Annotated in this window: 19 protein-coding genes; 7 read left to right on the plus strand and 12 right to left on the minus strand. The window is 70.1% G+C overall.

Features of this window, described 5'->3' with window-relative positions; translation table 11 throughout:
- Together HLK59_RS26065 and HLK59_RS26070 are read left to right on the plus strand one after the other, a co-directional pair.
- On the plus strand, positions 1 to 1,043 hold a 1,043-nt coding region (locus HLK59_RS26065; protein ID WP_171143944.1), incomplete at its 5' end, for a nitronate monooxygenase.
- A 234-nt stretch (positions 1,044 to 1,277) separates the two neighbouring features.
- Positions 1,278 to 1,997: a hypothetical protein gene (locus tag HLK59_RS26070; RefSeq protein ID WP_171143945.1), complete on the plus strand. Its 720-nt coding sequence runs from the start codon at positions 1,278 to 1,280 to the stop codon at positions 1,995 to 1,997.
- A 265-nt stretch (positions 1,998 to 2,262) separates the two neighbouring features.
- Here the strand turns inward: HLK59_RS26070 and HLK59_RS26075 are convergent, their stop codons facing one another.
- The gene (locus HLK59_RS26075) at positions 2,263 to 6,027 is read right to left on the minus strand and encodes a hypothetical protein (protein ID WP_171143946.1); all 3,765 of its coding nucleotides are present in this window, start codon (positions 6,025 to 6,027) and stop codon (positions 2,263 to 2,265) included.
- 302 nt (positions 6,028 to 6,329) lie between these two features.
- On the opposite strand from HLK59_RS26075, the gene HLK59_RS26080 reads away from it, so the two are divergent.
- From HLK59_RS26080 to HLK59_RS26090, 3 genes are all read left to right on the plus strand, one after another.
- Positions 6,330 to 6,974 (plus strand): ribonuclease domain-containing protein, encoded by a 645-nt coding sequence (locus tag HLK59_RS26080; protein ID WP_171143947.1) that lies wholly within the window; start codon positions 6,330 to 6,332, stop codon positions 6,972 to 6,974.
- A gap of 86 nt (positions 6,975 to 7,060) precedes the next feature.
- Complete coding sequence (locus HLK59_RS26085; RefSeq protein ID WP_171143948.1) at positions 7,061 to 7,504, plus strand: barstar family protein; 444 nt, start codon at positions 7,061 to 7,063, stop codon at positions 7,502 to 7,504.
- A gap of 107 nt (positions 7,505 to 7,611) precedes the next feature.
- A complete protein-coding gene (locus HLK59_RS26090; protein WP_171143949.1) occupies positions 7,612 to 8,391 on the plus strand; it encodes a carbonic anhydrase in 780 nt (259 codons plus the stop codon).
- A gap of 11 nt (positions 8,392 to 8,402) precedes the next feature.
- On the opposite strand, the gene HLK59_RS26095 is transcribed toward HLK59_RS26090, so the two are convergent.
- From HLK59_RS26095 to HLK59_RS26115, 5 genes are all read right to left on the minus strand, one after another.
- Positions 8,403 to 10,382 carry a RiPP maturation radical SAM C-methyltransferase gene (locus tag HLK59_RS26095; RefSeq protein ID WP_171143950.1) on the minus strand — a complete coding sequence of 660 codons (1,980 nt, stop codon included), beginning with the start codon at positions 10,380 to 10,382 and terminating at the stop codon, positions 8,403 to 8,405.
- Complete coding sequence (locus HLK59_RS26100; RefSeq protein ID WP_206327600.1) at positions 10,379 to 10,681, minus strand: hypothetical protein; 303 nt, start codon at positions 10,679 to 10,681, stop codon at positions 10,379 to 10,381. Before HLK59_RS26100 ends, HLK59_RS26095 begins: the two co-directional genes overlap by 4 nt.
- On the minus strand, positions 10,668 to 11,627 hold the full coding sequence (locus tag HLK59_RS26105) for a hypothetical protein (protein ID WP_206327601.1): 960 nt from the start codon (positions 11,625 to 11,627) through the stop codon (positions 10,668 to 10,670). Before HLK59_RS26105 ends, HLK59_RS26100 begins: the two co-directional genes overlap by 14 nt.
- Positions 11,620 to 11,856 carry a hypothetical protein gene (locus tag HLK59_RS26110; RefSeq protein WP_171143951.1) on the minus strand — a complete coding sequence of 79 codons (237 nt, stop codon included), beginning with the start codon at positions 11,854 to 11,856 and terminating at the stop codon, positions 11,620 to 11,622. Before HLK59_RS26110 ends, HLK59_RS26105 begins: the two co-directional genes overlap by 8 nt.
- Positions 11,857 to 11,992: 136 nt before the next feature.
- Entirely contained in the window at positions 11,993 to 12,154 is a 162-nt protein-coding gene (locus tag HLK59_RS26115; RefSeq protein ID WP_171143943.1) for a hypothetical protein, read from the minus strand.
- A gap of 384 nt (positions 12,155 to 12,538) precedes the next feature.
- On the opposite strand from HLK59_RS26115, the gene ggt reads away from it, so the two are divergent.
- Positions 12,539 to 14,332 (plus strand): gamma-glutamyltransferase, encoded by a 1,794-nt coding sequence (gene ggt, locus HLK59_RS26120; RefSeq protein WP_346779813.1) that lies wholly within the window; start codon positions 12,539 to 12,541, stop codon positions 14,330 to 14,332.
- Positions 14,333 to 14,393: 61 nt separating this feature from the next.
- On the opposite strand, the gene HLK59_RS26125 is transcribed toward ggt, so the two are convergent.
- From HLK59_RS26125 to paaI, 3 genes are all read right to left on the minus strand, one after another.
- Positions 14,394 to 14,798 carry an ABC transporter substrate-binding protein gene (locus HLK59_RS26125; protein ID WP_171143953.1) on the minus strand — a complete coding sequence of 135 codons (405 nt, stop codon included), beginning with the start codon at positions 14,796 to 14,798 and terminating at the stop codon, positions 14,394 to 14,396.
- 346 nt (positions 14,799 to 15,144) lie between these two features.
- On the minus strand, positions 15,145 to 16,491 hold the full coding sequence (paaK, locus tag HLK59_RS26130) for a phenylacetate--CoA ligase PaaK (RefSeq protein WP_171143954.1): 1,347 nt from the start codon (positions 16,489 to 16,491) through the stop codon (positions 15,145 to 15,147).
- A complete protein-coding gene (paaI, locus tag HLK59_RS26135) occupies positions 16,488 to 16,955 on the minus strand; it encodes a hydroxyphenylacetyl-CoA thioesterase PaaI (RefSeq protein ID WP_171143955.1) in 468 nt (155 codons plus the stop codon). Before paaI ends, paaK begins: the two co-directional genes overlap by 4 nt.
- A 346-nt stretch (positions 16,956 to 17,301) precedes the next feature.
- On the opposite strand from paaI, the gene HLK59_RS26140 reads away from it, so the two are divergent.
- Positions 17,302 to 19,590, plus strand: a complete 2,289-nt coding sequence (locus HLK59_RS26140) for a LuxR C-terminal-related transcriptional regulator (RefSeq protein ID WP_346779814.1) — start codon at positions 17,302 to 17,304, stop codon at positions 19,588 to 19,590.
- 53 nt (positions 19,591 to 19,643) lie between these two features.
- Here the strand turns inward: HLK59_RS26140 and HLK59_RS26145 are convergent, their stop codons facing one another.
- From HLK59_RS26145 to HLK59_RS26155, 3 genes are all read right to left on the minus strand, one after another.
- Entirely contained in the window at positions 19,644 to 21,542 is a 1,899-nt protein-coding gene (locus HLK59_RS26145; protein ID WP_171143956.1) for a pectinesterase family protein, read from the minus strand.
- 223 nt (positions 21,543 to 21,765) lie between these two features.
- Complete coding sequence (locus HLK59_RS26150) at positions 21,766 to 23,388, minus strand: glycosyltransferase family 87 protein (protein WP_171143957.1); 1,623 nt, start codon at positions 23,386 to 23,388, stop codon at positions 21,766 to 21,768.
- Positions 23,389 to 23,649: 261 nt separating this feature from the next.
- The gene (locus tag HLK59_RS26155) at positions 23,650 to 25,134 is read right to left on the minus strand and encodes an aldehyde dehydrogenase family protein (protein WP_171143958.1); all 1,485 of its coding nucleotides are present in this window, start codon (positions 25,132 to 25,134) and stop codon (positions 23,650 to 23,652) included.
- Positions 25,135 to 25,184 lie beyond the last annotated feature (50 nt).

Below are 25,184 nucleotides of genomic sequence, written 5' to 3' on the forward strand. Positions count from 1 at the left end.
ACCCCGTCCCCCTCACCCCGATCTCGTACCGCTGCTACGCCGATGCCCTCCAGGCGGAGGCCGACCGGTACCACCTCGCCCTGCCTGCCGACACGATGACCGAGGACGACGACGCCTGGGCGGACAAGGTCGGCCTGCTCCTGCAAGAACCGGTCCCGCTCGTCTCCTTCGCCTTCGGGCTTCCCTCCGCGGACGTCGTTCGGGCGCTGCGGGGCGCGGGCAGCCTTGTCGCCCAGACGGTGACCACCCCCGCCGAAGCCCTTGCCGCCGCGGACACCGACGTGGACCTGCTGATCGTCCAGGCCCCGGCGGCGGGCGGCCACTCAGCGACCCTCACCCCTGACCGCCCTCTCACCGCCGTCGCACTGCCCGACCTGGTCGACGACATACGCCACACCGTCCCGCTGCCCGCGATCGCCGCCGGGGGCATCGCCACCCCGGCCGACACCGCCGCAGCCCTGCGTGCCGGCGCCCACGCCGTCATGGTCGGCACGCTCCTGCTGCGCACGCACGAGAGCGGCGCGTCCGTACCTCACAAAGCCGCCCTGACCGACCCCGCGTTCACGGAAACCGCGCTGACCCGAGCCTTCACCGGCCGCCCCGCCCGCGCCCTGCGCAACCGCTTCACCGACACCTACGACTCCGTCGCCCCGCTCGGCTACCCCGCCCTCCACCACCTCACCGCCCCACTACGAAGGGCCGCCACCGCCGCAGGCGACACCGACCTCATCCACCTGTGGGCGGGCACAGGCCACCGCGCAGCCCGCCGGGCCTCTTCGGACGGGAGCACGTACTCGTCCCGGTGGATCGTGGCCGGCCTCGGGTACGCGGCCGTGGCACTGGTGAGTGCGTTGGCCGTATCCCGCGCGATCCCCGGAAAGGGCTCCTCGGCCCCCTGCCGCCACGAGTGGCAGCCATGCTGGGTGAACCACCTCTATCCGGGGGCCTTCCTCGTGACACTCGCCAGCTTGGCCGCGACGGTGGCCGTCATGCATTGGCTGCCGCGCTGGATGCCCAAGCTGCGCGCCCATTCCCGCAAGTAGCCGTCCAGGCTGGTGGGGTGGGGTCGGCGTGAAGGCTTCCCGTGCTCTTGGACGCCCCAGACCGGATGGCGGCGTAGGCGCTGTCGGCCGTAGAAGGGCTCGACGAAGGCGAAGACGTCCGCGCGCGCTGGACTAGGGGCTGTCCGATGGGTCCGTCGGGGCTGCCACCACGACAGACCTGCGAACGCGGGGGTGGAGTCGCTCCCGGCCGCCTGGGGAGGGTTCAATGCCCAGGTGGTGGACTGGGCACAAATGCGCGACTGCAGGTTCGACGTCGATCGCGTTCCTGAACTCTTGGAGCGGGTGGAGCGCCAGGACGAGCATGAAGCGTGGAAGGAGCTGGGGTGGCGGCTCGTCCTTGAGCACGACCTGCTGTCTCCCGCCAGTTTCGCTGCCTTGCCGCGCCTGGTGCGCCTCGCGCCACGCAGCGCGGAGGCGCGTGGCCTGGCCGGGAAGATCCTTGAGCGCGCGGCAGGGCGGCACGGCTGCGATGGTCTGCTGGCGGACTGCGCCGACGCGATCAGGGAGTTCCGTGAGGTGCTGGACGGGCATCTGCGGTCGCGGCCGGCTGACTACCTGGTGTCCTTCCGTGCCCTGCTCGCGGTGGAAGAGGAGTACCACTGGGCGAACGCTCTGGAGGGCTTCACGGACGACATCATCGGCGTGGACTGCCCTCATTGTGGCGTCGGCGTGACGATCGCCATCGGCGGCTTCGGCTGCTACTCGCAGGTATGGGACGGGGGTGAGGAGATCCGGCGGGACCTGCGTCCGGCGGCCGCCGAGGAACTCACCGGAGCCGGCAGATGGATGCATGAGATCACTGTCCGCGACGGGCAGGAGGTGCTCGCCAGCGGAATTGCAAACCTGTTCGGTAAAGCGGAATGCCCGCGCTGTGCCAGCGTCTTCGCCGTCGCGGACGAGTACACCTCCGCCAACCGTCCGGTCATGCGGTAAGCCACGGCTACGAGCGGAGCCACAGCCGGATCGCGGCGACGGTGGCTGTGCCCGTGCTGCCCGTGCCCGTGACAGTCGGCACCGCGTTGATCGTCGTCGTCGGCGTCGTCCCGGCCAATCGTGCGTCCGCCTCACCGGGGCCCCGCCCACCGGCCCCGCGAAGGCCTTCGCCATGACAGGCACAGAGGATGCTCGTGAACGACTTTACCGATGTACCGATGTACCGATGTACCGACGTACCGCCGTGGGCCGGCGATCACCCGGGCTACGGCTTGGATGCGACGTCGTGGCCGCACAGGACTTCGGGGGGTGCGTCGGGGATGTACGCGCGCCACTGGGCCTTCGACAGGCCGGAGTTCTGGGTGCGGTCGCAGATCCTGGCAACGGCTTGGGCGGGGTCGACGGTGTAGTGCTGGAGGGGAACACGGGTGCCGGACGAGTAGAGGGTCTTGCTGTCGCCGCTGAACGCGAGGGAGACGATGGGGTCGCCGGGGGTGGCGAGCGGGCCGCCGAGGGGTTGCTGGGTGGGGACGTCCCAGAGCTGGAGCGTGCCGTGGTCGCCGGCGACCGCGAGGGTGTGTCCGTCGGGGCTGAAGGCGAGCGCGGTGACCGCTTCGGTCGTGTCGGTGTCGTCGGAGGGTGCGGGGAAGACGTTGCGCAGGACGCCGTCCCGGTGTCGAACGTCCGTGTCCCACAAGCTGATCCGGCCGGTGCGGTCACCGACGGCGAGCCGGGAGCCGTCGGGAGCGAAGGTGAGCGCGCCGGTCTCCGCACCGGGCGCGAGATCCCTGCGGGTCGGTGTGCCGGAGGGCAGTCGGACGACACGGTCGTCCCCGGCGAGGAGGCGCCCGTCGGGGCGGACGGCCACGTTGGCGCCGTTCGCCGGGAACACCGAGGTCCGGCGGTGGCCGACGGTGTCCCACACTTCGTAGACGCGCTTGTCGATCGCTGTGTTGCGCGCGACGTACAGGGTGCGGCCTCCCGCGCCCAGCGTCAGTGAGACGACCGCCTGGCCCGGTTCGGCGGTCGGCAGACCGAGCGTGGTGCGTACGCGTCCACGCTCCAGGTCCCATACGGTGACGCGCTGTTCGGCAGGGGTGCGGCTGGCGGCGAAGACGCCGTACGCCAGCGTGTCGCCTTCCGGACCGAACGCCATCAGTGGCTGTGTGCCGGAGGGGTCCACCGGCTCCGCGGTGACGCGGGAGACCGGCGGGGGCGGGGACGGCAGGGAGCGGATCAGGTGTCCGTCGCGGGTGTCGCGAAGCTGGACGCGGTAGGTGCCGCCGGTGCGTTCGGCGGTGGCGAGCGTGCGGCCGTCGGGGCTGAGCAGCACCCGCTCCAGGGGGCGGGTGGACCAGCGGGCGGTGACCGGTGTGGTGAGGTCGAGGGTGTGGACGGTGTCACCTTCGAGGTAGCGCAGGCGTGGCCGGGTGGGGTCCCAGGTGAGTGTTTTGTCGACGTGCTGGTTGTTCAGCGGGTGCCGGAAGACCGGGGTGGCGGGGGCCGCGAGCCGCCACACCTTGACCTCGCCGTCCTGCACGGCGGCGAGGAAGGTGCCGTCCGGGCTGAAAGCGGCCCAGGCGGCGCCCGGGACGTCGAGGTCGGCGACCCGGCTTCCCGACGCGGTGTCCCAGACACGGACCTGGTCGTCGGTGAGGGCGGCGAACCGGCCACTCGCGCCGAAGACCAGGAGCGAGCGGTCACCACAGATCGCGCCCGCCTTCTCCCAGGCGCCGTGCAGCATCCGGTGCCCGGCGATGTCCCACAACTGAGGGGCGCTTCCGGCCGGACACACGGCCACCCGCCGCCCGTCCGTACTCGGCGTCACGTTGGCCGGTGTGGGGGCCTGCGTCTCGAACAGCAGGCGGCCGTCCGCCACCGAGCGCAGCCGCACCCCGTGGTCGTCGCCCATGCCGCTCTCCAGGTAGTCACGCCCACCGGCGACGAAGTCCACGGCCGCGACCGCCGTCGGCTTGGACGCGCCCGCCCACCGCCCGGTCGCGGTGTTCCACAGCCGTATCGCGCCGTCCCCGACAGTCGGCAGATAGACCGCGAGCATCCTGCCGTCCGGAGACACGGAGGTCACCTGCCCGGACGGTAGCCGCCCCGAGTCCGTACGGCGGTGGGTGGCCACGTTCCAGGTCCGCCAGGTACGGCCGTCGACGCTGAGCAGGGTACGGCCGGAGTCGATGAGGAAGCGGGCCGGTGTGCCGCCGGGAGCCGGGTCGGTGAAGGTGTCCGTCTCGGGCTGGGCGAGGGAGGCGAGCAGGGCCCGGCGGGACTCGGGCAGCGGCGAGATGTCCCAGGCGGCGAGGCCGAGCAGCATCGCGGTGCGCGGGTCGGTGGTGCGCAGGGCGTCGGCGACCTCGGAGACCCGGCGGGCGGCGTCATCGGTGGCCCGGCGCTCGTTGTCGTCGTGCTGTCGCCAGGCGACGAACCCGGCGACCAGCGCCACCGCCAGCACCGCCGACAGCGTGGAGACCAGGGTCCGGGCCTTGCGCCGGCCCCGGGTGACGGCCCGGCGCTCCGCGTCCCGGGCCGTGAACGCGGCGCCGAGGAAGTCGCGTTCCGCGCTGGTCAGCGAAGGATCATCGGCGTGGCCGGGAAACAGTTCCGCGGCGCGGGCCAGGCGCGCGCCTCGGTACAGGGCTCCGGGGTCGCAGTCGTGCTCCAGCCACACGCGGGCGGCCTCCGTGAGCTGCCGGTGGTGGCGCAGCCGTTCCCGGTCGGCCTCGATCCAGTCGTGCAGCCGGGGCCAGCAGGTGATCAGCGCCTCGTGGGCGAGGTGGACGCCGTCGTCGTCCACGGTCAGCAAGCGGGCCCGGGTGAGCCCGTCCACCGCCGCCCGTACATCCGGGTCGGTCCACTCCGTCAGGTCGCCGCGCGTGAGTGGACGGCGGGTGTCGGGGGTGCCCTGCCCCGGTTCGACCATCCGCAGCAGCAACCGGCGTGCGGCCAGCGCCTGCCCGTCGGACAGCTGCTCGTAGGCGGCCTCCGCCGTCGCCGCGATCGCGCCCCGCAACCCGCCCGCGGCCTCGTAGGAGGCCACGGTGAGCATGCGGCCGCGGCGCCGCAGCCATGTCTCCAGCAGGGCGTGCGACAGCATGGGCAGCGCCCCCGGCTCGTCGAGGACCTCCTCGACCAGGCGCGCGGTCAGCTCCCGTTCCACGGTGAGCCCTGTCGCCTGCGCCGGCTTCACCACCACCTCGCGCAGCTCGCCCGCCGTCATCGGCCCCACCAACAGCGCGGCACCGCACAGGGTCCTGCCCAGTTCGTGGTGCTCGCCGCAGCGGGCGTAGAAGTCGGCCCGTACGGCGATCAGCACCCGGACCCGGCTGCCCGGGTCCCGGGCGGCGAGCAGCAGGTCGATGAACCGGTTCCGTTCGGCCCGGTCCCGGCAGAGCGTGAAGACCTCCTCGAACTGGTCGACCACCACCCAGCTCTCCGGCTCGCCCGCACCGGGCGCGAGGAGATGCCCGTACGTCTCGGCGGGCCGCGGCCCGGGCGTGAACACCCGCAGTACCGCCGGGCACCTCCGCCCCGCGATCTCCTCCCGCAGCCGGGGGACCAGGCCGGCCCGCAGCAGCGACGACTTCCCGCTGCCCGACGCCCCGAACACCACCGCGAACCGGTTCCCGCACACCAGCTCGGCCAACTCCGACACCAGGCGGTCCCGGCCGAAGAACAAGCCCTGGTCGCCCGGCTCGTACCGGGCGAGTCCCCGGTACGGAGGGACGGCGTCCGCGTCATCGCGCGGCTCGACCGCGACCGCGGCCTCCGTCTCCTTCCAGAGCCGTTCCCACCGGTCCGGGGTGTCGCCGCAGGCCCGGGCGTACCCCTGGACCACGGCGAGCGACGGCAGGCGTGTCCCGTCCGCGGCCTTCGACAACGTTGCCGCGGTGAACCCGGCCGCATCGGCCATGGTCCGGTACGAAGGACTTCCCGCCGCCCGGCGCAGCTCCCGCATCTCGTGCGCGAGCCGCTGCATCGGTCCGGCCGCCGGATCCACCGGCACTTCGGGACGCCCCATGGGACCATCCATTCCGCTACACCGCCGCACGGCGGACCAAAACAATGTTCGAGTTCGTCAAGTTATGTGCCGTCCCGTGCGAATGTCACGCTTCATCCGGCCTCTGTGGGGTTGGCGACACCCGCCGATTCAAGGCAACGCACCTGCGCGTCAACACGTCAGGGAACCAACCCGTTGCCGCCGCACAGAGTTGAATTCCCTGGTCAAAGGGGGGTGAGCATCAACTTTCGGGTCGCCAACGTAGGTCGTGTCGCCGCGGCAGACAGCCCCGGCGGGAACACCGGATGACCCAGGAGCAGATCTTGATCTCCCCTCTTGACACAGAGACCGAGCCCGAAGCGCTTCCCGCGAAGCCGAGGCGGCGCGGGCGCCGCCAGGCACTGACCGTCGCGAGCGTGCTGCTCGCGGTCCTGGGCGGCGTGGTCGCCGGTTCGGGCACCGCTTCCGCCCAGACCGTGCCGGGAGCGTGCAGCGCGCTCTGCAACCAGCGTCCGTCATGGGTGGCCGAGGCGGACTGGGACGCCGGCGTCGAAGCGGCGAACTGGTGGGCCAACAACAACATCGACCAGACCCAGGTGGTCTGGTCGGGTATCCGCAGCTACTACCGCATCACCAGCTCCCACTTCGGATGGCCCGGCCAGCGACAGGGAGGCCACTGGTTCGGGTTCCGGGAGGGCAGCCACGACCAGTTCGTCTACTACGGCGGTGTGTACAACGACTGGAACGGCATGATCAGCAACATCGAGCACGCCCGAGGCGTCTCGGGCTCCCGGGCCTACTCGTCGGCCGGTCACACGACGGCTCCCTACGTGGAGTACGACATCAGTTACTACGGTCAGCCGAACAGCCAGCGCAACGCCCTGCGGCTCGTTCGTAACCCCAACAGCGGCAACGTCTACCTCACGACCGACCACTACCAGACCTTCACCTTCCTGGGCCACTTCTAGGCAGTCCCTTGTGGGGCCGGGGTGGTGCGGCGGGCGGGGACTCCGCCGTCGCACCACCCCGGCGGCCGGAAAGGACACGAGATTCCGTGAACGAGAGGTTCGAATTGACCAGCACGACGGCCTGTCTCCGCCCACTGACCGAGACGGGAGCCGACATCCCGGAGGGCAGCGAAGTGCGCGGCTCCCACTGCCGCACCAGCAAGGACCTGTTCGGTGCATGGGCCACCGCACTCGGCTTCCCGGACTACTTCGGCCACAACTGGGACGCTTTCCACGACTGCCTCCGCGACTGCCTCCGCGGCGCCGTACCGACGACCGTCGTCGTCCGCGAAGCCGGCGACCTTCTCGTCGACGAGCCGGAGAGCGTCCTGGCCCTGCTCATTTTCATGCTCAGCAGGGCCGCCGGCGACGACAGCACCGCGCCACGGTTTGTGCTCCTCCTTGACGACACACCCGACAGCCTGTCCCAGCTGGCCAGGCGCATGGAGCAGGCCGGGATCACGGTGCCCACCCTCCGCAACCAGGCCTGACGCTGGATCGGCGTGAGGGCGCCGCCGCGGCAACCCGCCGCACCCTCGACAACCCACCGCCATCGACGCCGGACGGAACCGGCGCCGCACGCCGAGGAGAAACACCCATGCCCACTGCCGGAAGCCCACAGCGCAGGGCGATACTCACCGGAGGTCTGCTGGCCTCCGCGGCCCTGATCACCGGCTGTTCGTCGAAGGCGGCCGACACGACGTCGGCGGACGCGAAGGCGTCGGCCGCCGCGAGCCCGTCACCGAGCGCCTCCCTGACCGCGGAGGCCCGTCCGGACTCGCCGCGCGCGGCGTTCGCCCGGCTGACGGAGGGCAACAGGCGCTGGGTGGACGGCACGCTCCAGCACCCCGACCGGGACCCGAAGCGGCGCGAGTTCGTGGCCGCGGAACAGGATCCGTACGGAGTGATCCTCTCCTGCATCGACTCCCGGGTACCGCCCGAGCTCCTCTTCGACACCGGCCTCGGCGACCTGTTCGTCCTGCGCACCGGTGGGCAGGTGGTGGGTCCGGAGGTCACGGGCTCCGTGGAGTACGGACCGATGACCTCGGGCACCCCGCTCGTCGTGGTCCTGGGACACCAGCGGTGCGGAGCCATCAAGGCCGCGTACGAGGCGATGCGCGCGGGCAAGTCGCTGCCCGGCAACCTTCAGGCGATCGCCGACGCGCTGAAGCCCGCGTACCGGGAGACCGTCAAGGGCGAGCACGCCGACCCGGTCGACGCCATGATCCGCGTCCACACCGAGCAGACCTCCGCCGCGCTGCGGTCCAACAAGGACCTCGCCCCGATGGTGAAGAAGGGCGACCTGGCCGTGGTCAGCGCCTACTACTCCCTCGACACCGGCAGGGTGGAGGTCCTCAGCGGAACGCCGTCCGCCTGACGCCACCTACGCTACGCATCCAGTCCCAGCGCAGGCCACTGCTTCGGCGTCACGAGAGTCGGCGGCCGTGGCTTCGCAGGTAGGGCGAGACTCAGGAACACCCCGTCCTCGTGCAGCATGAGATCCTGCCGCACGAACCCGAGGAGGATCTCCTCGATCTGTTCGACGGAATGGTCGAGAGAGAGCGTCTTCTTCAGCGCCCGGGCGTTGATCGGACGGTCGCTGCATGCCCGGTAGAGCGCGGCCGAGTCGTCCTGGAACCGGTACGACCTCCCGCTCGCCGGGTCACGGAAGTCGTCGATGTAGATCTGGCCGGGCGACGACCAGAAGGCAAGCGTGGGTTTCGTACGCTCCTTCCAGGACTGCTGCCACTCCCGGACCTCGTCACGGATGGGCTGGTAGGTCTGCTCCGGCAGCGCGTCCGCCATCTCGTAGTCGAAGAAGTAGGCGATCCGGGTCAGGTCGATCCGAGCGGGGTAGACGTACGCGTAACTCGCCTCCGGACTGACGTAGTTGGCGGCGAAGGACTCCCGGTCCGAGAAGAGCGGACTGTATCTCTCCATCCAGATACGGCTGGTACTGGTCGGCGGTTGAAGGTGCCGGAGTCTGCGTATCGTTGCGAGCTGGTCCTCGTAGAACCCGGCCTCTTCGCCGGGGAAACCCCAGATGATGTTCCAGGCGATGTCGATGCCGTAGTGCATGCCCCACCGGAGCATGTTGACGTTCTGGAGTCCGGTGATTCCCTTGCGCATCAGCTTGAGTATTCGGCTGTCCAGGGACTCGATGCCCGGCTGCACGTGCACGATGCCGCTGTCGCGCAGGGCCTTGATCTTCTCTCGTGTCAGATTCGATTTGACCTCGTAGAAGAACTGGTAGGCGAAACCCTCCTCCTGGAGTTCGGGAAGGAGGTCGCCGAAGTACTTCATGTCGAGGATGTTGTCGACGGCCTCGAAACGCAGACTTCCGTAGGACTTCGCCATTTCCGCGAGTTCCTGGCGTACGCGGGACGAGGACTTGGACCGGAAGCCCATGGTCGACCCGTTGAGACCGCAGAACGTGCAGTGGTGCTTCTGGCCCCACCAGCAGCCGCGAGAGCTTTCGAACGGAAGGGAGACGAGACGGCGCGACTCCTCCGAGATCACCCCCAGGTCCAGGGCGCGATCGAAGTACTCCGCGAAGTCGGGTACGGGCAGGCGGTCCAGGTGATCGAACGGCGGTCTGCTGCGGTTCACCGGTCCCGGAGAGTTCAGGGCGATGCGACCCCGCGTCAGGACTCCGGCCACCGACGCGGGGTCGCCGCCCGCCGCGACCACTTCGAGGAACTCCGGAAAGGATTCGTCGGATTCACCGTCGAACGCGTAGTCGATGAAGTGCAGACGGTCCATCAGCTCCTTCCCCATGTCGCCCTCGAAGTTGGCGCCGCCGAATATGATCAGCGTCGCGGGGAAGCGCTGTTTGATGCGTCTCGCTAGGGCGAAGGAAGCCGCGTTCTGCTGGAAGGTCGATGTGAAGCCGACGATACGGAAGCGGCTCCAGTCGGTCTTCTCCAGCAGGGAATCGACGAAGGCGGGAACACCGTCGTTCCTGATGCCGAGCAGCTGTTCGCGGGTCAGCTTCAGATCAGCGAGCAGTGCGTCGGTCTCCTCCGCGAAGTGATCCAGCATCCGGCCCCGCGGATCCGGTGCCTCGTCGCCGAACGCCGCGACGGAGAAGAGCCAGTCACCGAACAGCCGTCCTCGGTGGTGCGCCATCTGCTCGTAGGCGCGGCTCCCCATCAACCGGGAGAAGTCGAGGTTGAAGTAGAAGTCCTCGGCCCGGAAGCCCGCGTCGGTGGCCAGGGACTTGAGCAGACCGAGTTGGAGCGACGGCTGGTAGATGGAGACGAAGGGCATGTTGACCAACGCCACCGCGCACGCCGCGCGTTGGCCGGCCGTCGCTTGCGGGGCGAGGGCCGGTGCTGTCGTCAGGGAGACGAAGGACTTGGTGGTCATCGCATGAACTCCCCGTCCGTGTCCGCGTTCTCGACCCATCCGTACGCCGTGAGTTCCTCCACCAGCCGGGCCACCGGCGTCACCGTCTCCGCGAGTGGGCAGCCGGCGGCCTGTGCGAGGACGGACTGGAGGTCCCGGTGGGTGCGGGGTTCGCGCAGGGCCTCCAGGAGGATGCGCGCGGAGTGGTTGACCTGCGCGGCCGCGAAGGTCCGGTCGTCCACGACGCGCGCGGTGCCGTCGGTTTCGACCTGGAGGTGAAGGGAGTCCACCAGACGCAGTCGGGTGTCAGCGGGTGACAAGGCGGGCCTCCGTCGAGATGAAGTCGAAGTGCATGCCGTTGAGGCCGTTGCCGACGCCGAGATGGACGCCGGCCGCGCCTTCGTTGAGGAGGCAGTTGAGGCTCCAGTCAACCCGAGCCGGGTCGAGGAGTCCCGTACCGATGGCGATCTCCGTCACCGCGGCCCGGTACTCGGGGCCACTGGTGGCGTCGATGCCGTCGGCCCAGGGGCCGAAGCCGTCGACGAAGCGGTTGTCCTCGATCGTGACGTACAGCGGACATGCCTTGCGCATTTCCTCCGCGATGTCCCTGGCGGCTTCGAAACGGTCCGCCCGAGCTCCTTGGAGTTCGCGGTGCCTGGCGACCAGTACGGAATCTATGCGCAGTGTTCCGGAGACCGAGAGATCGGTGTCGATACGGCCCGCCAGATCCGTCGGTGACATCGCCACCTCGAAATAGTTTCCGATGGTGGAGTGTTCGTCGGGAAGGAGTTCCGCGCGGGTACGGCTGGAGAGTTGGAGAACTTCCGGGAGGCGCAGGGTCAGATCGGTTCCCGGGCCGGAAATGCCGATTTCCGTACGGCTCAGCAGAAGCTGCGTGATGATCCGCCGGTTGGTCGCCACCGCGTTCCTCAGATCGATCTCCGAGAATTTCTCGATGGCGTATCGGGCGGTCTCCAGGTCTCCGCAGAAGGACGCCAGGGAAATCCACAGCACGCTGCTGGCGGAGAGGATGTCCCGCAGTTCGAGCCGGGGCGGAAGACGCCCGTAGTCCAGGGGGACGGCGACGGCGCGGGCGGGTGGGGCCTCCCGCCCTGACAGCACTCCGTCGAAGGTGGCCGCCCGCAGCCCGTGCTCCGCCAGCCATGCGGCGAGCCCCGGATCGTCCGTGAGGAAGCAGCCGTCGTCACCGCCGAACACCGACCGTAAGTTCGCCTCCGTGCCCTCGCGCAGCACCGTCTCACGCATCGGCGGCCTCCGTGACACGCAGGCGCTCGTCCGGTACCAGCGCGGCCAGACAGGGGCAGGACGGGATGTCACCGAGATGGTTCTTCAGGATCGTCCCTGTTCTGCGCTGCACTCCCGTGTCGGCGGGGCCGGAGCCTCCGCCGCCGCGTCCGTCCGGCAATTGCAGGGCGCGCCCGTACACGTCGCCGTCGCTCGCGACACCCTCCGCCACCCATATTCGCCTCGGCATTTTCCGGCTCTCACTTTCGAAGACGCACACAGAAAAACAGAAACCGGCGGAAGCTGGCACCGGAGGGAATAGCGGTGCCAGCCCTTCTCGCGACATCCGGGAGATCAGGAAATCAGGAGATCAGCAGATCAAGGGATCAGATGCCGTTGTAGATGATCGCCATCAGCGGCTTGGGGGACTGGCTCTCCAGGCCCATCCCGTTGATTCCCTGTTCGTCGTCGAGGGCGCCGAGAGGGGTGATCCTCGGGGCTTCCAGGCTTCCCAGCATCAACGGTTCGGTAAGCGTGATCTGAGTCACTCTTCTACCTCCGTGCAGTCGATCGGCGATCGGAAGGGTTTTCCGTCCGTACTGCGAGATTACGAAGGCGGATGACTCGTGTCCATGAATACCGATGGAATGGTTGAACAAACATATGATTGCGTATTCTTGTCGAATCAGCATAAAGATTTGAGGGTTCCCTGAGTTGGAAGTGACCCTTCGGTAACCTCAGATCTCCCGCAAATCCCCGGGCCTTCCGTTGCTGACCTGCTCGAACGCTGTCAGGGTTTCGATCACTGTCCTGAACGCAGGTCACCGGAGGATCCCTTGGCTGTCCCTCGTGCCGCAGTCGTCACCGTGTCCGCGGTGGCGCTCCTGCTCCCGTGTCTGGCTCCCCTGCAAGCGGTCGGAGCGCCCGCCACCGTGTCGGATGATCAGGCGGCAGGCCTGCGTCCGCCGGCCAAGCAGCCGGTCGCGGTAGGCGGTGGAGGCGCCGTTTCCAGCGTCAACCCCTATGCGTCCCAGGCCGGGTTGGACATGTTGCGGCGCGGAGGCAACGCGGTCGACGCGGCGGTGGCGACGGCGGCCGCGCTGGGGGTGGTCGAGCCCTACTCGGCGGGCATCGGAGGTGGGGGGTACTTCGTTCACTACGATGCCGCGACCCGCGAGGTGACCACGATCGACGGCCGTGAGACGGCCCCGGCGAGGATGCGTTCCGACTCCTTCGTCGACGCCGGGACGGGTAAGCCCATCCCGTTCGCGGAGGCGGTGAACTCGGGTCTGTCCGTCGGTGTCCCCGGCACCCCCGCCACGTGGGCGAAGGCCCTCAAGGACTGGGGCACGGTCCCGTTGTCGTCGGCGCTGAAGCCGGCCACGCGGCTCGCGGCGGACGGCTTCGTGGTCAACGACGAGTTCCGCGCCCAGACCGCGATGAACGAGGACCGCTTCCGCGACTTCACCTCCACCGCCGAGTTGTTCCTGCCGAACGGTGAACTCCCGGTGGTCGGCTCCCGGTTCCGCAATCCGGACCTCGCCCGGACCTACCGGGAACTCGCCCGCGAGGGCGTCGGCGCCCTCTACCGCGGGAGCATCGGCCGTGATGTGGTGCGTACCGTTCAGAAGCCTCCCGTGGCAGCGGGCGCCGACCGTGTGGTGCGCGCAGGGTTGATGGAACGCGGTGACCTCGCCGGCTACTCGACCGTGCGCCGTGACCCGACCCGTACCACCTACCGAGGGCTGGACGTCTTCTCCATGGCGCCGTCCTCCTCCGGCGGGACGACCGTCGGTGAGGCGCTGAACATTCTGGAGAACTTCGACCTGTCGAAGGAGGACAGAACCCAGGCGCTGCACCACTATCTGGAGGCCGGCCGGATCGCCTTCGCCGACCGCAACCGCTGGGTGGGCGACCCCGCGTTCTCGGACGTGCCCACCCAAGGCCTGCTCTCCAAGGAGTTCGCGAAGGAACGCGCCTGTCTGATCAGCCCTGACACCGCACTGACCAGCCCCTTGGCGCCGGCGGACCCGAGCGGTGCCGGCACAGGCTGCACTCCGGGCCGGGGAAGCGAGGAACCGTACGAGGGTCCTTCCACCACCCACCTCGTGACGGCGGACCGTTGGGGCAACGTCGTCTCGTACACGCTCACGATCGAGCAGACCGGTGGCTCGGCCATCACGGTGCCCGGGCGCGGATTCCTGCTCAACAACGAACTGACCGACTTCAACTTCACGCCACTGACCGAGGGAGTGCCGGACCCGAACCTGCCCGGACCTGGTAAGCGTCCGCGCAGCAGCATGTCCCCGACGATCGTGCTGCACGACGGCAAGCCCATGCTCGCCGTGGGCTCCCCGGGCGGCGCCACGATCATCACCACAGTGCTCCAGACCCTCGTCAACCGCCTGGACCTCGGTTTGTCCCTGCCGGAGGCCGTCGCCGCGCCACGCATCTCCCAGCGGAACCGGGCGACGACCGAGGCGGAACCGGCGTTCCTCGACTCGCCCGAACGCGCGACCCTGGAAAGCCTCGGGCACCGATTCGTTCTGGCTCCGAGCACCTTCACTCCCTCTCCGGAGATCGGGGCGGTGGCGGCACTGGAGTTCCTGCCCGACGGCAGGATCCAGGCGGTGGCCGAGCCGAAGCGTCGGGGCGGCGGATCGGCGATGGTGCTCCACGCCGGCCGTGCCGCCACCAGTGAGGCCGAGCGGCTCGGGTCACGGTGAGGGTGGCTCCACCTGGCAGGGAGCGGTGCGGTCACCGCTCTCTGCCCCCCGCACCGCTCTCTCAGGCGGTGCCGGACGCCACCTGAGCGCGGATCGCGAACCCCGTGGCGGTGGCCTCGGCCAGGTACATGCCCTGCCGCAGCCGGCCGTCGGCTCCCACCGAGACCCGGGCGCGCGGTCCGGTCAGCGCGAGCCCTCGAAGCGCGCGGGCGACGTCGCGGCCGTGCGGCGCCCCCGCCCCGCGCGCGGCACGGGCGAACAGGTGCAGACCCTCGTACGCCGACTCCGCCAGCGCCGACGGCGGCGGCGCCCAGGGACCGAAGGCCGGAGCCGACCGTGAACTGCTCGCCGTCGGGCCGGCGTTGGGGGAGATCTGCGGCTGAGGTACTGCCGGGCGGGGGCGGGGCAGGGGCCTGGTGGGGGCGAGTCCGATCAGAAGGTCCCGAACCCTCGGGGCATCGGGCACGCCGCCTGAAGCCCTCCGCCTTCGCGGGGCGACATCACCGAGCCGTTCACCCCACGCCCGCACCGCGTCCGCGAGCGCGGGGACCGGACACCGCCCACGCGGTGGTTGAACTCGCGGCGCCGCTCCACCATGCCGCACGACGTACTCCATGCGTACGGTCGCCGTGGCGCCCAGGGTTTTGGCCCCGTCGAGCATGGAGAGCAGGTCGTCCAGCGCCCGGTCGACGGCACGTTCGAGCAGTTAGCCTTTGCCGGAGACCTGGCCCCGGTGGTAGACGCTCGATATGCTCAGGCCCAGGCGCTAGCGCAGGCGCAGGCGCACCCGGTCGTTCCCGCAAGGACGATCGTCACGCCTTCCGCAGGTCCTTGACGCGACGCAGCTTGCCGAGCGAGCGCTCCAGGGTTTCTGGGTCCACGATCTCGACCTCGACGGTGACGCCGACGCCGTCCTTGACGCCCTGGACGATCGCGCGGGCGGCCGCCTCGCGCCGGTCGGGAGCGGAGTCGGGTCGGGCCTCGACTCGCACGACCAGGTGGTCCATGCGGCCGCGCTCGGTGAGCTGGATCTGGAAGTGCGGGGCGACGCCCGGCGTGCGGAGCACGATCTCCTCGATCTGGCTGGGGAAGACGTTCACCCCGCGAAGGATGATCATGTCGTCGCAGCGGCCGGTGATCTTCTGGATCCGGCGGAAGGCGGGCCGGGCGGTGCCGGGCAGCAGCCGGCTCAGGTCGCGGGTGCGGTAGCGGATGATCGGCAGGGCCTCCTTGGTGAGCGAGGTGAAGACGACCTCACCCTCCTCGCCCTCCGCGAGCACGGTGTCGGTAATGGGGTCGACCACCTCGGGGTAGAAGTGGTCCTCCCATACGTGCAGGCCGTCCTTGGTCTCCACGCATTCCTGGGCGACGCCCGGGCCGATCACCTCGGACAGGCCGTAGATGTCGACGGCGTGGATGTCCATGCGCTCCTCGATCTCGCGGCGCATCTCCTCCGTCCACGGCTCGGCCCCGAAGATCCCCACCTTGAGAGAGGTGCTGCGTGGGTTGACGCCCTGCCTCTCGAACTCGTCGAGCAGGGTGAGCATGTAGGACGGGGTGACCATGATGATCTCCGGCTCGAAGTCCTGGATGATCTGCACCTGGCGCGCGGTCATGCCGCCGGAGGCCGGGATCACGGTGCAACCGGCCCGCTCGGCCCCGTAGTGGGCGCCGAGGCCGCCGGTGAAGAGTCCGTAGCCGTAGGAGATGTGCACCTTGTGGCCGGGACGGCCGCCGGCGGCGCGGATCGAACGGGCCATCACATCGGCCCACATGGAGAGGTCGTTGTCGGTGTAGCCGACGACCGTGGGACGTCCGGTGGTGCCGCTGGAGGCGTGGACGCGCCGCACGTCCGCCATCGGTACGGCGAACATGCCGAAGGGGTAGGTGTCGCGCAGGTCGGCCTTGGTGGTGAAGGGGAACCGGGCCAGATCCGCCAGCGAGCGGCAGTCGTCGGGTTTCACCCCGGCCGCGTCGAACTTCTTCCGGTACAGCTCGACGTTGTCGTACGCGTGTCGCAGCGTCGATCGCAGACGGTCGAGCTGGAGCTCTCCGAGCTGGTCCCGCGTCAGGCGCTCGACGTCGTCCCGCAGGTCGTGGGGGAGCGGTTCCCCTCTGCGGGGTGCGGGGGCCGCCATGCTCGTCGTCTCGCTGCTCATCGCGACTCCTTTGTGATGGTGCCCGGCGCGCCGCGCGCCGTCGTGTCCCTGGTCGGCTCCGGCGTGCTGAGGGTGCGGCTGCGGCCGCGGAACTCCGCGATCACCTCGTCGCCGCGCCGGACGCTCACGTCGTAGATGCCGCTGCGGCCGAACCGGGTGCGCTCCTCGGCGGTCGCCACGAGTACGTCGCCCTCCTGTGCCGGGGCGACGAAGGCGATGTCGGCGCCCGCCGCGACGGTCACGGGGCCGTGGCTGTTGCAGGCGCACGCGAAGGCGGTGTCGGCGAGCAGGAACACGAAGCCGCCGTGGGCGATCCCGTGTCCGTTCACCATCGCCCGGGTCACGGTCATACGGAGCTCGGCGGTACCCGGGCCGTGTCCGAGCAGCTCGATACCCAGCCCTCGGGACGCCTCGTCCGCGGCGAACATCACCTCGGCGGGACTCGGCCGCGTGCCCTGTGTCACGATTTCCGCCACCTTGTCTCCCGACCGAACATTCGGTTAGCGTGCGGCACGGCCTAGTAATCCAGCCGTGCCGCCCCATGTCAAGAGGCGGAACGCACGCCTGGGAACCTCGTCGGCCAGGGCGTCGACTGCCGCTGTCCGAGCCGGTCGGTGGGGCGGTCGCCGAGCAGGACGCGGAGATCACCGGCGAGATCCAAATGGCGTGCCGGAGATCCGAGTTCGGTCGTGAGGTCCCGGAACGCATGGGTGTATCGTTTTTGGAGATATTTGTTTGATATTCCCATCCTTGCCCGTCTGATTGGGGGGAGACCAGTCGGCTTTTGGGGCATGACAAGGGGACGAGTACGTGGGCATCACTGTGATGACCGGGACCAGGCGGCCGGGGAATCTGCCCGCCGCGTTCACCAGCTACGTCGGTGGACGGCAGCAGGTCGACAAGGTGAGCGATCTGGTGGAGGCCTCTCGGCTGGTGACACTCACTGGGGCGGGTGGGATCGGCAAGACCCGCCTGGCGCTGGAGGCGGCCGCCCGCATGGAGCCGCGCTTCGCCGACGGCGTGTGGTTCGTGGACCTGGCGCCGCTGCGGGAACCGGCGGCGCTGGAAGAGGTCGTCGCGACCGCGCTGCGGATGCCCGAACAGGGCATGCGGCCCGTCATGGAGTGGCTCGCGCGGTATCTGGCCGAGCGGCGGACACTGATCGTGCTCGACAACTGCGAACACCTCGCCGACGCCTGCGCCCGGCTCGCCCAGGCACTCCTTCGGGCCGCTCCTGAGTTGCGCATCCTCGCGACGAGCCGCCACACCCTGGGTCTCACGGGCGAGCACGTGTTCACCGTCCCGTCCCTCACTCCCGGGAGCGCCGCCAGACTGTTGGAGGAACGGGCCGGCGCTGTACGCCCCGGCTTCCGGGTGACCTCCGAGAACCAGGCTGAGGTGACCCGGCTCTGTGCCGACCTGGACGGGCTGCCGTTGGCCATCGAACTCGCCGCGTCCCGACTGCGCACCCTCACGGTGAAACAGGTGACCGATCGGCTGGAGGACCGTTTCGCACTGCTCTCGGGCAGCGGCCGTATCAGACCGCCGCACCAGAACACGCTCCACGGAACCATCATGTGGAGCTACGAACTGTGCGCCCCCGCCGAGCGGTTGCTCTGGAACCGGCTCACGGTCTTCGCGGGCGGCTTCGACCTGGAAGCGGCCGAGGACGTCTGCGCCGACCCCTCACCCCACAGCGACATCGCCCGGCCTGAGGTGCTGGACCTCCTCGACCGGCTGGTCGCCCAGTCCGTCGTTCTGACCTGCGAGGTCGACGGGCTGCCGCGCTATCGCCTGCTGGCGAGCATCCGGCAGTACGGACGGGAACGGCTCACGGAGTCCGGCGAGGAGCGCGAACTGCTGCGCCGGCACCAGGCCTTCTTCCTCGCCCTCGCCCGGCGCGTCGACCGGCACTGGTACGGCGCCGACCAGGCGGAGAACCTGGCCCGACTGCGCGCCGAGCACCCGAATCTGCTCGTGGCCCTGACCCCTGGTACCGATCCGCGCGCCAGGTGCGCGCTCGCCGCCGCGCTGAGCTGGCACTGGTTCGTCGGCGGCTTCCTCAACGAAGGGCGGGCACAGCTCGACCGGGCGCTGGCCGCCGCTCCCGAACCCACCCCCGAGCGCGCCCGAGCGCTGTTCAGCGCCGCCTGGCTGGCGCAGACCCAGGGCGACCTCGCGGCGGCCGACCGCTTCCTCAACGATGCCGAAGAACTGGGCGAACGGCTGGACGACCCTTGGGTGAGAGCTCAGGTGGGCGGCTTCCGAGGCGTATCGGCGAACTACCGCGGGCAGTTGGGGGAGAGCATCTCCCGCTATGAGGAGGCGCTGCACGCCACGACGGTCCTGGGCGACGAGCGCGAGGCCGCTTCCTGGCTGCTCGCGCTGGCCTGCGTTCAGGCGTACGCCGGGGATCCCCGCGCGGCGGAGACGGGAGGACAGCTGGTCTCCGCCGCTGAGGAGAGCGGCGAGCGGTGGGGGCGTGCGCAGGTGCTCCTGGCTCTGGGACACGCCGCCTGGTCGCGCGGCGAAGCCGGCACGGCCGAGGCACTCGCCAGGTCCGCGCTGGAGTGCATGCGGGACTTCAACGACCACGCGATGGTGGCGAGGATGCTGGAACTCCTCGCGTGGGCCACCGCGGACCGCGGCGGCCACGAGCGTGCCGCCGGGCTGCTCGGTGCCGCCGCGGCCCTGTGGCAGGACGCGGGCAGTTCGCTCTCCGCCTTCGGACCGCGGATGGCCGACGACCACACCCGCTGTGCGGAGAACACCCTCGCCGCCCTCGGCCGGACCTCGTACACGAAGCTGTTCGAGGAGAACCGCCGTCTGTGCGGCAGCCCGGGGCGCGCCGTCGCGTACGCGCTGTCGACGGACCGGGAGCCGGCCGGGTCGTCGGCCCCGAAGCGGCTCACCTCCCGGGAACGCGAGGTGGCCGCGTTGGTGGCCGCCGGTATGACCAACCGGCAGATCGCCGGCGAACTCGTGGTCTCCTCCCGCACGGTGGAGGGCCACGTCGAGAACATCCGGGCCAAGCTCGGCCTCGCCCGCCGCACCCAGTTGGCGACCTGGTGGGCGACGGACGGGGCGCACATCCCGTAGCCCTGCTCCGCGGGCGCCGGCGTGCGACCGTGCGGGACGGTCGGCCGGGGCGGTCAGCCGGTGGGGCCCACGCCGCTGCTGCCCGTGTCCGTGGGGTTCCAGTTGTCGGTACCGGCCAGATACTTCTGGGCCGTGTAGTCGCCGGCCTCGGCGTCCGTCAGCTTCGGCGCGTTCGCTCCGTGGCCGGCTCCGAGACCGGTGTTGTTGTACTCCTTGAACCGGGCCCACGACCAGGGATAGTCGGGGGTCATGTTCGTCCAGGGCTGCGGGTCGTTGATCTGGCCCGGTACGAAGGTGTCCCGGACCACCGCCTGGGGGTGGGCCTCCGGGGCGTTGTGCCACGGACGGCCGAGGTACATCTCCCTGACCAGGCCGTCCGCGGCGATGGTGCTGTGGGTGATGAGGATGCCGTACTTCTTGCGGTAGTCGGTGTTCGGCGCCAGGACCGTGCCGCCGGGCCAGGCGAGCATGTGCAGGGTGGACTTGTCGATCACCGCGGTGGCGTTGCCGAAGACGAAGTCGACGTTGCCCCGGATGAAGCACTCGACGAAGTACTGCCGGGCCTGGGTCGTGGGTGTCTCGCCCTTCACGAGCAGGGTGTCCTGACGGCCGAGGATCCGGACGTTGCGGTACACCTGCCGGTCGGCCTTGGCGGCCACGGCGACGGCCTGGGTCTCGAAGGGACTGATCTCGGGGTGTGCCGCCGGATCGAACGTGTTGGAGATCGTCAGGTCCTTCACGGTCAGATCGGGCGCCTTGAACGTGGCGACCGCGCTGCCCTCGGTGCCCCACTGGGTGCCGTCGGGCTTGAGCATGCCGTGCGCGCGGGTGTTGTGGATGACGACATCCTCGGCGACACCCGTGACGCCCATGACCGTCAGCCACTGCCTGTTGGTGGGGACGGTGATCGTCTCGTGGTAGTCGCCCTGGTCCAGGAAGACGGTGTGCGCGGTCCCGCCCGCCGGAGCGGCGTCGATCGCGGCCTGCACGGTCCAGTAGTCGCCCGTTCCGTTGGCCGCGACGAACGACGTGGTGCCCTCCGCAAGTCCCCGTCCCCGGGTGTTCTTGCCCGAGTGGTGGGCCAGCATGAGCAGGGCCGTGAGGGCGCGTACCGTCGCGTAGGCCACCTCGCCGATGACGATCTCGGGCGCCAGGACGGCTTCCCCCAGCGCGATCGCGCCCAGGAGGACGGTACTGGCCCTGGCCCAATTGTTGTGCTGGTCCATGTGCCGGGTGGTGACGGTGAACGGCCGGCCCTCGCCGAAGGCCGTCGCGGTCTCGGCCGCCTGATTGCGGAACCGCGACCCCTCGGCGAGCGCCACGATCAGCTGGAGCAGCGCCGACTCGGCGTCCGCCTCTCTGACCGTGCTGCCGTTGTGCAGTGTCAGTACGGCGTTGTCGAGACTCGTCGGCGAGATCTGCATGCCGTTGCGGCTGGGCAGATTGCTGTAGCTGGCGTGGTTGTTGAAACGCGTCTGGGTGTTGTCGGCGGTGGCGCCCGGCAATGCCACGCCCGCTTCGAGCGTGAAGAAGGCGTCGGCCAGCTGTACGGTGCCGGCGCCGTTCACGGTGCCCGGACGGAACCCCAGGATGTAGGCGTCGGAGCGGCGCATGAAGAGCCGCAGGAACTCGGGACGGTCCTCGGCCTGGAGGTCCACGGTGATGAACTGGTTCGCCCCGGCGCTCGCGGTGACATCGACGGGGCGCCCTCCGTCCGGCCTGACCCGATGGTCGGAGACCGCCCGGCGGATGCCGTTGAGAAGCGCGGCGTATCCCGCCCGGGCATCGGCGGGCTCGCTGGTGATCTGCCAGCTGACATCCGCGCCCTGCGCGGCGACGGCGCTCGGCGCGCCGGCCAACACCAGCCCGCCCGTGCCCGTCACGACCCCGGCCACCATCATCGCGGCCAGGATCGATCTGCGAGGAAGCCCGCCCTGAGTCTCGGTCGTCACAAGAAGTCCCTTTCATCGAAGTGCTCACTCCGAAGCCTTCATGTCCCCGCCGCCAGCGGACAATCCGGACTTCTACGGGACTGGGCATCTCTCTGAACATGGGCATTAGTACGGGTGGTCATTCGGCGAGCGAGCGAGCGGGCGAGCGTCGGGAGGGACGTCGGCGGCTCCCAAGCAGGGCTCATCACCCGGCAGTCGGCCCGCTGAAGGCATCGCCGATGCGCTACGGCGCGGCGTATTCCGAGGAGAGTTGGTAGAAGCCGGGCGAGCTGACCGTGAGGCGGGTGAACTCGCCCTGCTGCCGCAGATGGCCGCCGTTGTCGGCATGCAGCCAGGGTGAGTAGGCGACCCGCACCATGACCGAGCCCGGCTTCGGCATGTGGACGACGAGGTAGGCGTCCGACGCGCTGACGGCCTCCGCGGGCGCCGGTACGAGCGGTACCGCGTCCCCGACCTCGTAGAGCCGCCAGTGCGCGTCGCTCCACACCGGTTTCAGCCAGTCGAGGCCGGCGCGCACCAGGCGTGCCTCCGCGGCCCCGTACCGGTCGGGCTCGGCGTCGGAGACGGCCACGTAGCCGACGGCCCACCGGTCCAGCCAGCTTCGGTAGGTCGTGGCGGTGAGTGTGCCGTCGTAGAAGAGCCGGGCCCGTTCCATGTCCAGCTGTGTGTTCCAGCCCCGGGCCATGTTGACGTACGGGGAGAGCACGGCGGCGTCACGGTGGTCATGGGCCGGGACGACCTCGACGCGCGCGCGGCCCGCGTCGAGCCGGTCGAGTTCGCGGACGAGCCCGTGGGTGTCCGCGGCCCACGCCGGGACGGCGTCCGAGCCCTTCAGGAAGGAGAGGGGTGTGCCCGACCCCAGCCAGAACAGGGAACCGGCCAGCGCCAGCGCGAGGCCACCGCGCCGGACCCGGGCGGAACGCTCCGTGCCGAGCAGGCCGGCCAGCAGGACGGCGGGAGCGAACAGCAGCGCCAGCCGCTCCACGTTCGAGCCGATGGGGGAGGGCGTGAAGTAGGTGAGGACGACGCCCGCCGCGTACACGACGCCGCCGAGCCGCACCACCCGCCAGCCACGCGGTGCGCACACCGCCACCGCGAGACCGAGGAACGCCGGCCACCAGATCCGGCCCGTCGCCATCGGCTGCTCGCCGTCGAACGGGAACAGCAGGGTGGTCGCCCCGACGACCAGGAACGGCGGCAGCGTGAGCACGGCGGCCCTCCGCCAGTCGCGGACGAGAGCGTAGGCCGCCCCCGCGACGACCAGGAACAGCCCGGCCACCGGGCTCCCCATCGTCGCCAGCACGGCGTATCCGGACGCCAGTACCAGACGCCGTTCGCCCACCAGCAGCACACACGCGGCGAGCGCGAAGGCGACGCCGAGCGCGAAGGTCACCCGCCCCGCGGCGACATTCACCCACAGCCCGAACGCGGCTGCCAGCGCGGGTGCCAGTGGCCGACGGACCCCCGAACGCACGAGCAGGACAGCGGCCAGCCAGCCGGCGGCCAGCCCGGACGCGACGGCTATCGTCCGCACACCGAAGAAGCCCATCAGATACGGCGACAGCAGACTGTAGTTCGCTGTATGCAGCCCGCCGAACCAGAACAGCCCGTAGGCCGAGTCGCCGTGCTCGGCGGCGAAGCGCGCCCAGGTGTCCTGGGCCGCGAGGTCACCGCCGCCGTTGGCCCGGAAGAACGCCCAGAGGAGATACAGCGGGAGCATCGTCACGGTGGCGAGCAGCGGCACACGGTGTCGGTGGAGGAAGTGGCGCAGCCGTCGGGGGGTTCTGTGGGGTGCCGGCGGTATGTCCTGCGCGGGCGCGGCGGCCGTGTCAACAGCAGCGGTCATGAGGGCGGCGTCTCCGTTCCGGGGCAGGCAGCCTGATGGCAGGGCATGTGAATTCTTTGCCGCCGTCCCTGCCGCGGACATCAGCCGTTCGGCCAGGCCCTTCGCCCCGAAGCGATCAGCAATCGGCCGTCTGACCGAGGCGCGGGCCCGGGATCAGGCGTGAGGGCGAGCACACCCGCATCCGGAACAGGTCCCGGGCCCACGCGTCCAGCACCGGCCGTCCCCTTTGCGGGGTTGCCGCGCGTGACACGAAGGGCGTCCTCACGGTGTGCTGTTCCGACCCGAGAACCAACCCTGTGCCGTAGGCCGGATGTTGTGCCAGACGTGCTTGGTCTCGCGGTACTCGTCGAGCCCGGCCCGCCCCAGCTCGCGCCCGATGCCGGACTGCTTGTAACCGCCCCACTCGGCTTGCGGCACGTAGGGGTGGTAGTCGTTGATCCACACCGTGCCCATCCGCAGCCGGGCGGCGACCCGCTCCGCCTTGCCGGCGTCCTGGGTCCACACGGCGCCGGCCAGCCCGTAGACGCTGTCGTTGGCGATCGCGACCGCCTCGTCCTCGCCGCGGAACGTCTCGACCGTCAGCACCGGACCGAAGGACTCCTCCTGGGTCACCGACATGTCGCCGGTGCACCGGTCGAGCACGGTCGGCAGGTAGTAGAAGCCCTCGGCGAGCCCGGGGTCGTCGGGACGTCGTCCGCCGCAGCGCAGTACGGCACCCTCGGCGAGGCCGGCGGCCACGTACGCCTCGACCTTGTCGTGGTGCTGGGCGCTGGTGAGCGGACCTGTCTCCGCCTTCTCGTCGAAGGGGCCACCGAGCCGGATCCGCCGCGCGCCGTCCACCAGCGCGTCCACGAACTCGTCATGGACCGACTCCTCGACGACGAGTCGGGCGCCGGCCGAACAGACCTGCCCGGAGTGGAGGAAGACGGCGGTGAGGGCGAAGTCGAGGGCGACGTCGAATTCGGCGTCCGCGAAGACGATGTTGGGGTTCTTGCCGCCGAGTTCGAGGGCCACCTTCTTGACGCTCGCCGACGCCGCCGCCATGATCCGGCGTCCGGTCTCAAGGCCGCCGGTGAACGAGACGAGGTCGACCCGCGGGTCGGTCGAGAGCGGGGCGCCGGCCTCGGGACCGGTCCCCAGGACCAGGTTGCCCACCCCGGCGGGCAGGCCCGCCTCCTTCAGCACCTTCATCAGGTGGATCGCGCTGTGCGGGGTGATCTCGCTCGGCTTGAGCACGAACGTGTTGCCGGCGGCCAGGCAGGGTGCGACCTTCCAGGACACCTGGAGCAGCGGGTAGTTCCACGGTGTGATCAGGCCGCAGACCCCGATCGGCTCGTGCACGATCCGGCTGACCACGCCCGGGTTGCCGGTGTCGACCACCCGGCCGGCGTCCTCGGCGGCGACGCGGCCGTAGTGCCGGAACACCGAGACCACGTCGTCGACGTCGTACTCCGACTCCACCAGCCGCTTGCCGGTGTCGAGCGACTCCATCCGCGCGATCTCGGTACGGTCGCGAGCGAGGAGATCGGCCACCCTCAGCAGGAGATCGCCCCGCTCACGGCTCGGCGTCGTCGGCCACGGGCCTTGGTGGAACGCGTTGGCGGCGGCCGCGACGGCGGCCTCGGTGTCCTCGCGACCGGCCTCGTCCACCTCGCCGACGGACCTCCCGTCGGCCGGACACCGGATCGTGCGACGGGATCCGCCGCGCGCACTCGTCCACGCGCCGTCGATGAAGAGCTCTGGCACCTGTTGACTCACTCTCCGCGCGTCGGCCCCCGGGCATGTACGCACAGCCC

Source organism: Streptomyces sp. S3(2020), from assembly GCF_013044505.1.
GTDB lineage: Bacteria > Actinomycetota > Actinomycetes > Streptomycetales > Streptomycetaceae > Streptomyces.

Coding starts and splice junctions, on each gene's coding strand:
- HLK59_RS26075 (WP_171143946.1), bottom strand. CDS start 6,027: ATGGGGCGTCCCGAAGTGCCGGTGGATCCGGCGGCCGGACCGATGCAG.
- HLK59_RS26090 (WP_171143949.1), top strand. CDS start 7,612: ATGCCCACTGCCGGAAGCCCACAGCGCAGGGCGATACTCACCGGAGGT.
- HLK59_RS26095 (WP_171143950.1), bottom strand. CDS start 10,382: ATGACCACCAAGTCCTTCGTCTCCCTGACGACAGCACCGGCCCTCGCC.
- HLK59_RS26105 (WP_206327601.1), bottom strand. CDS start 11,627: ATGCGTGAGACGGTGCTGCGCGAGGGCACGGAGGCGAACTTACGGTCG.
- HLK59_RS26110 (WP_171143951.1), bottom strand. CDS start 11,856: ATGCCGAGGCGAATATGGGTGGCGGAGGGTGTCGCGAGCGACGGCGAC.
- paaK (WP_171143954.1), bottom strand. CDS start 16,491: ATGAGCAGCGAGACGACGAGCATGGCGGCCCCCGCACCCCGCAGAGGG.
- HLK59_RS26150 (WP_171143957.1), bottom strand. CDS start 23,388: ATGACCGCTGCTGTTGACACGGCCGCCGCGCCCGCGCAGGACATACCG.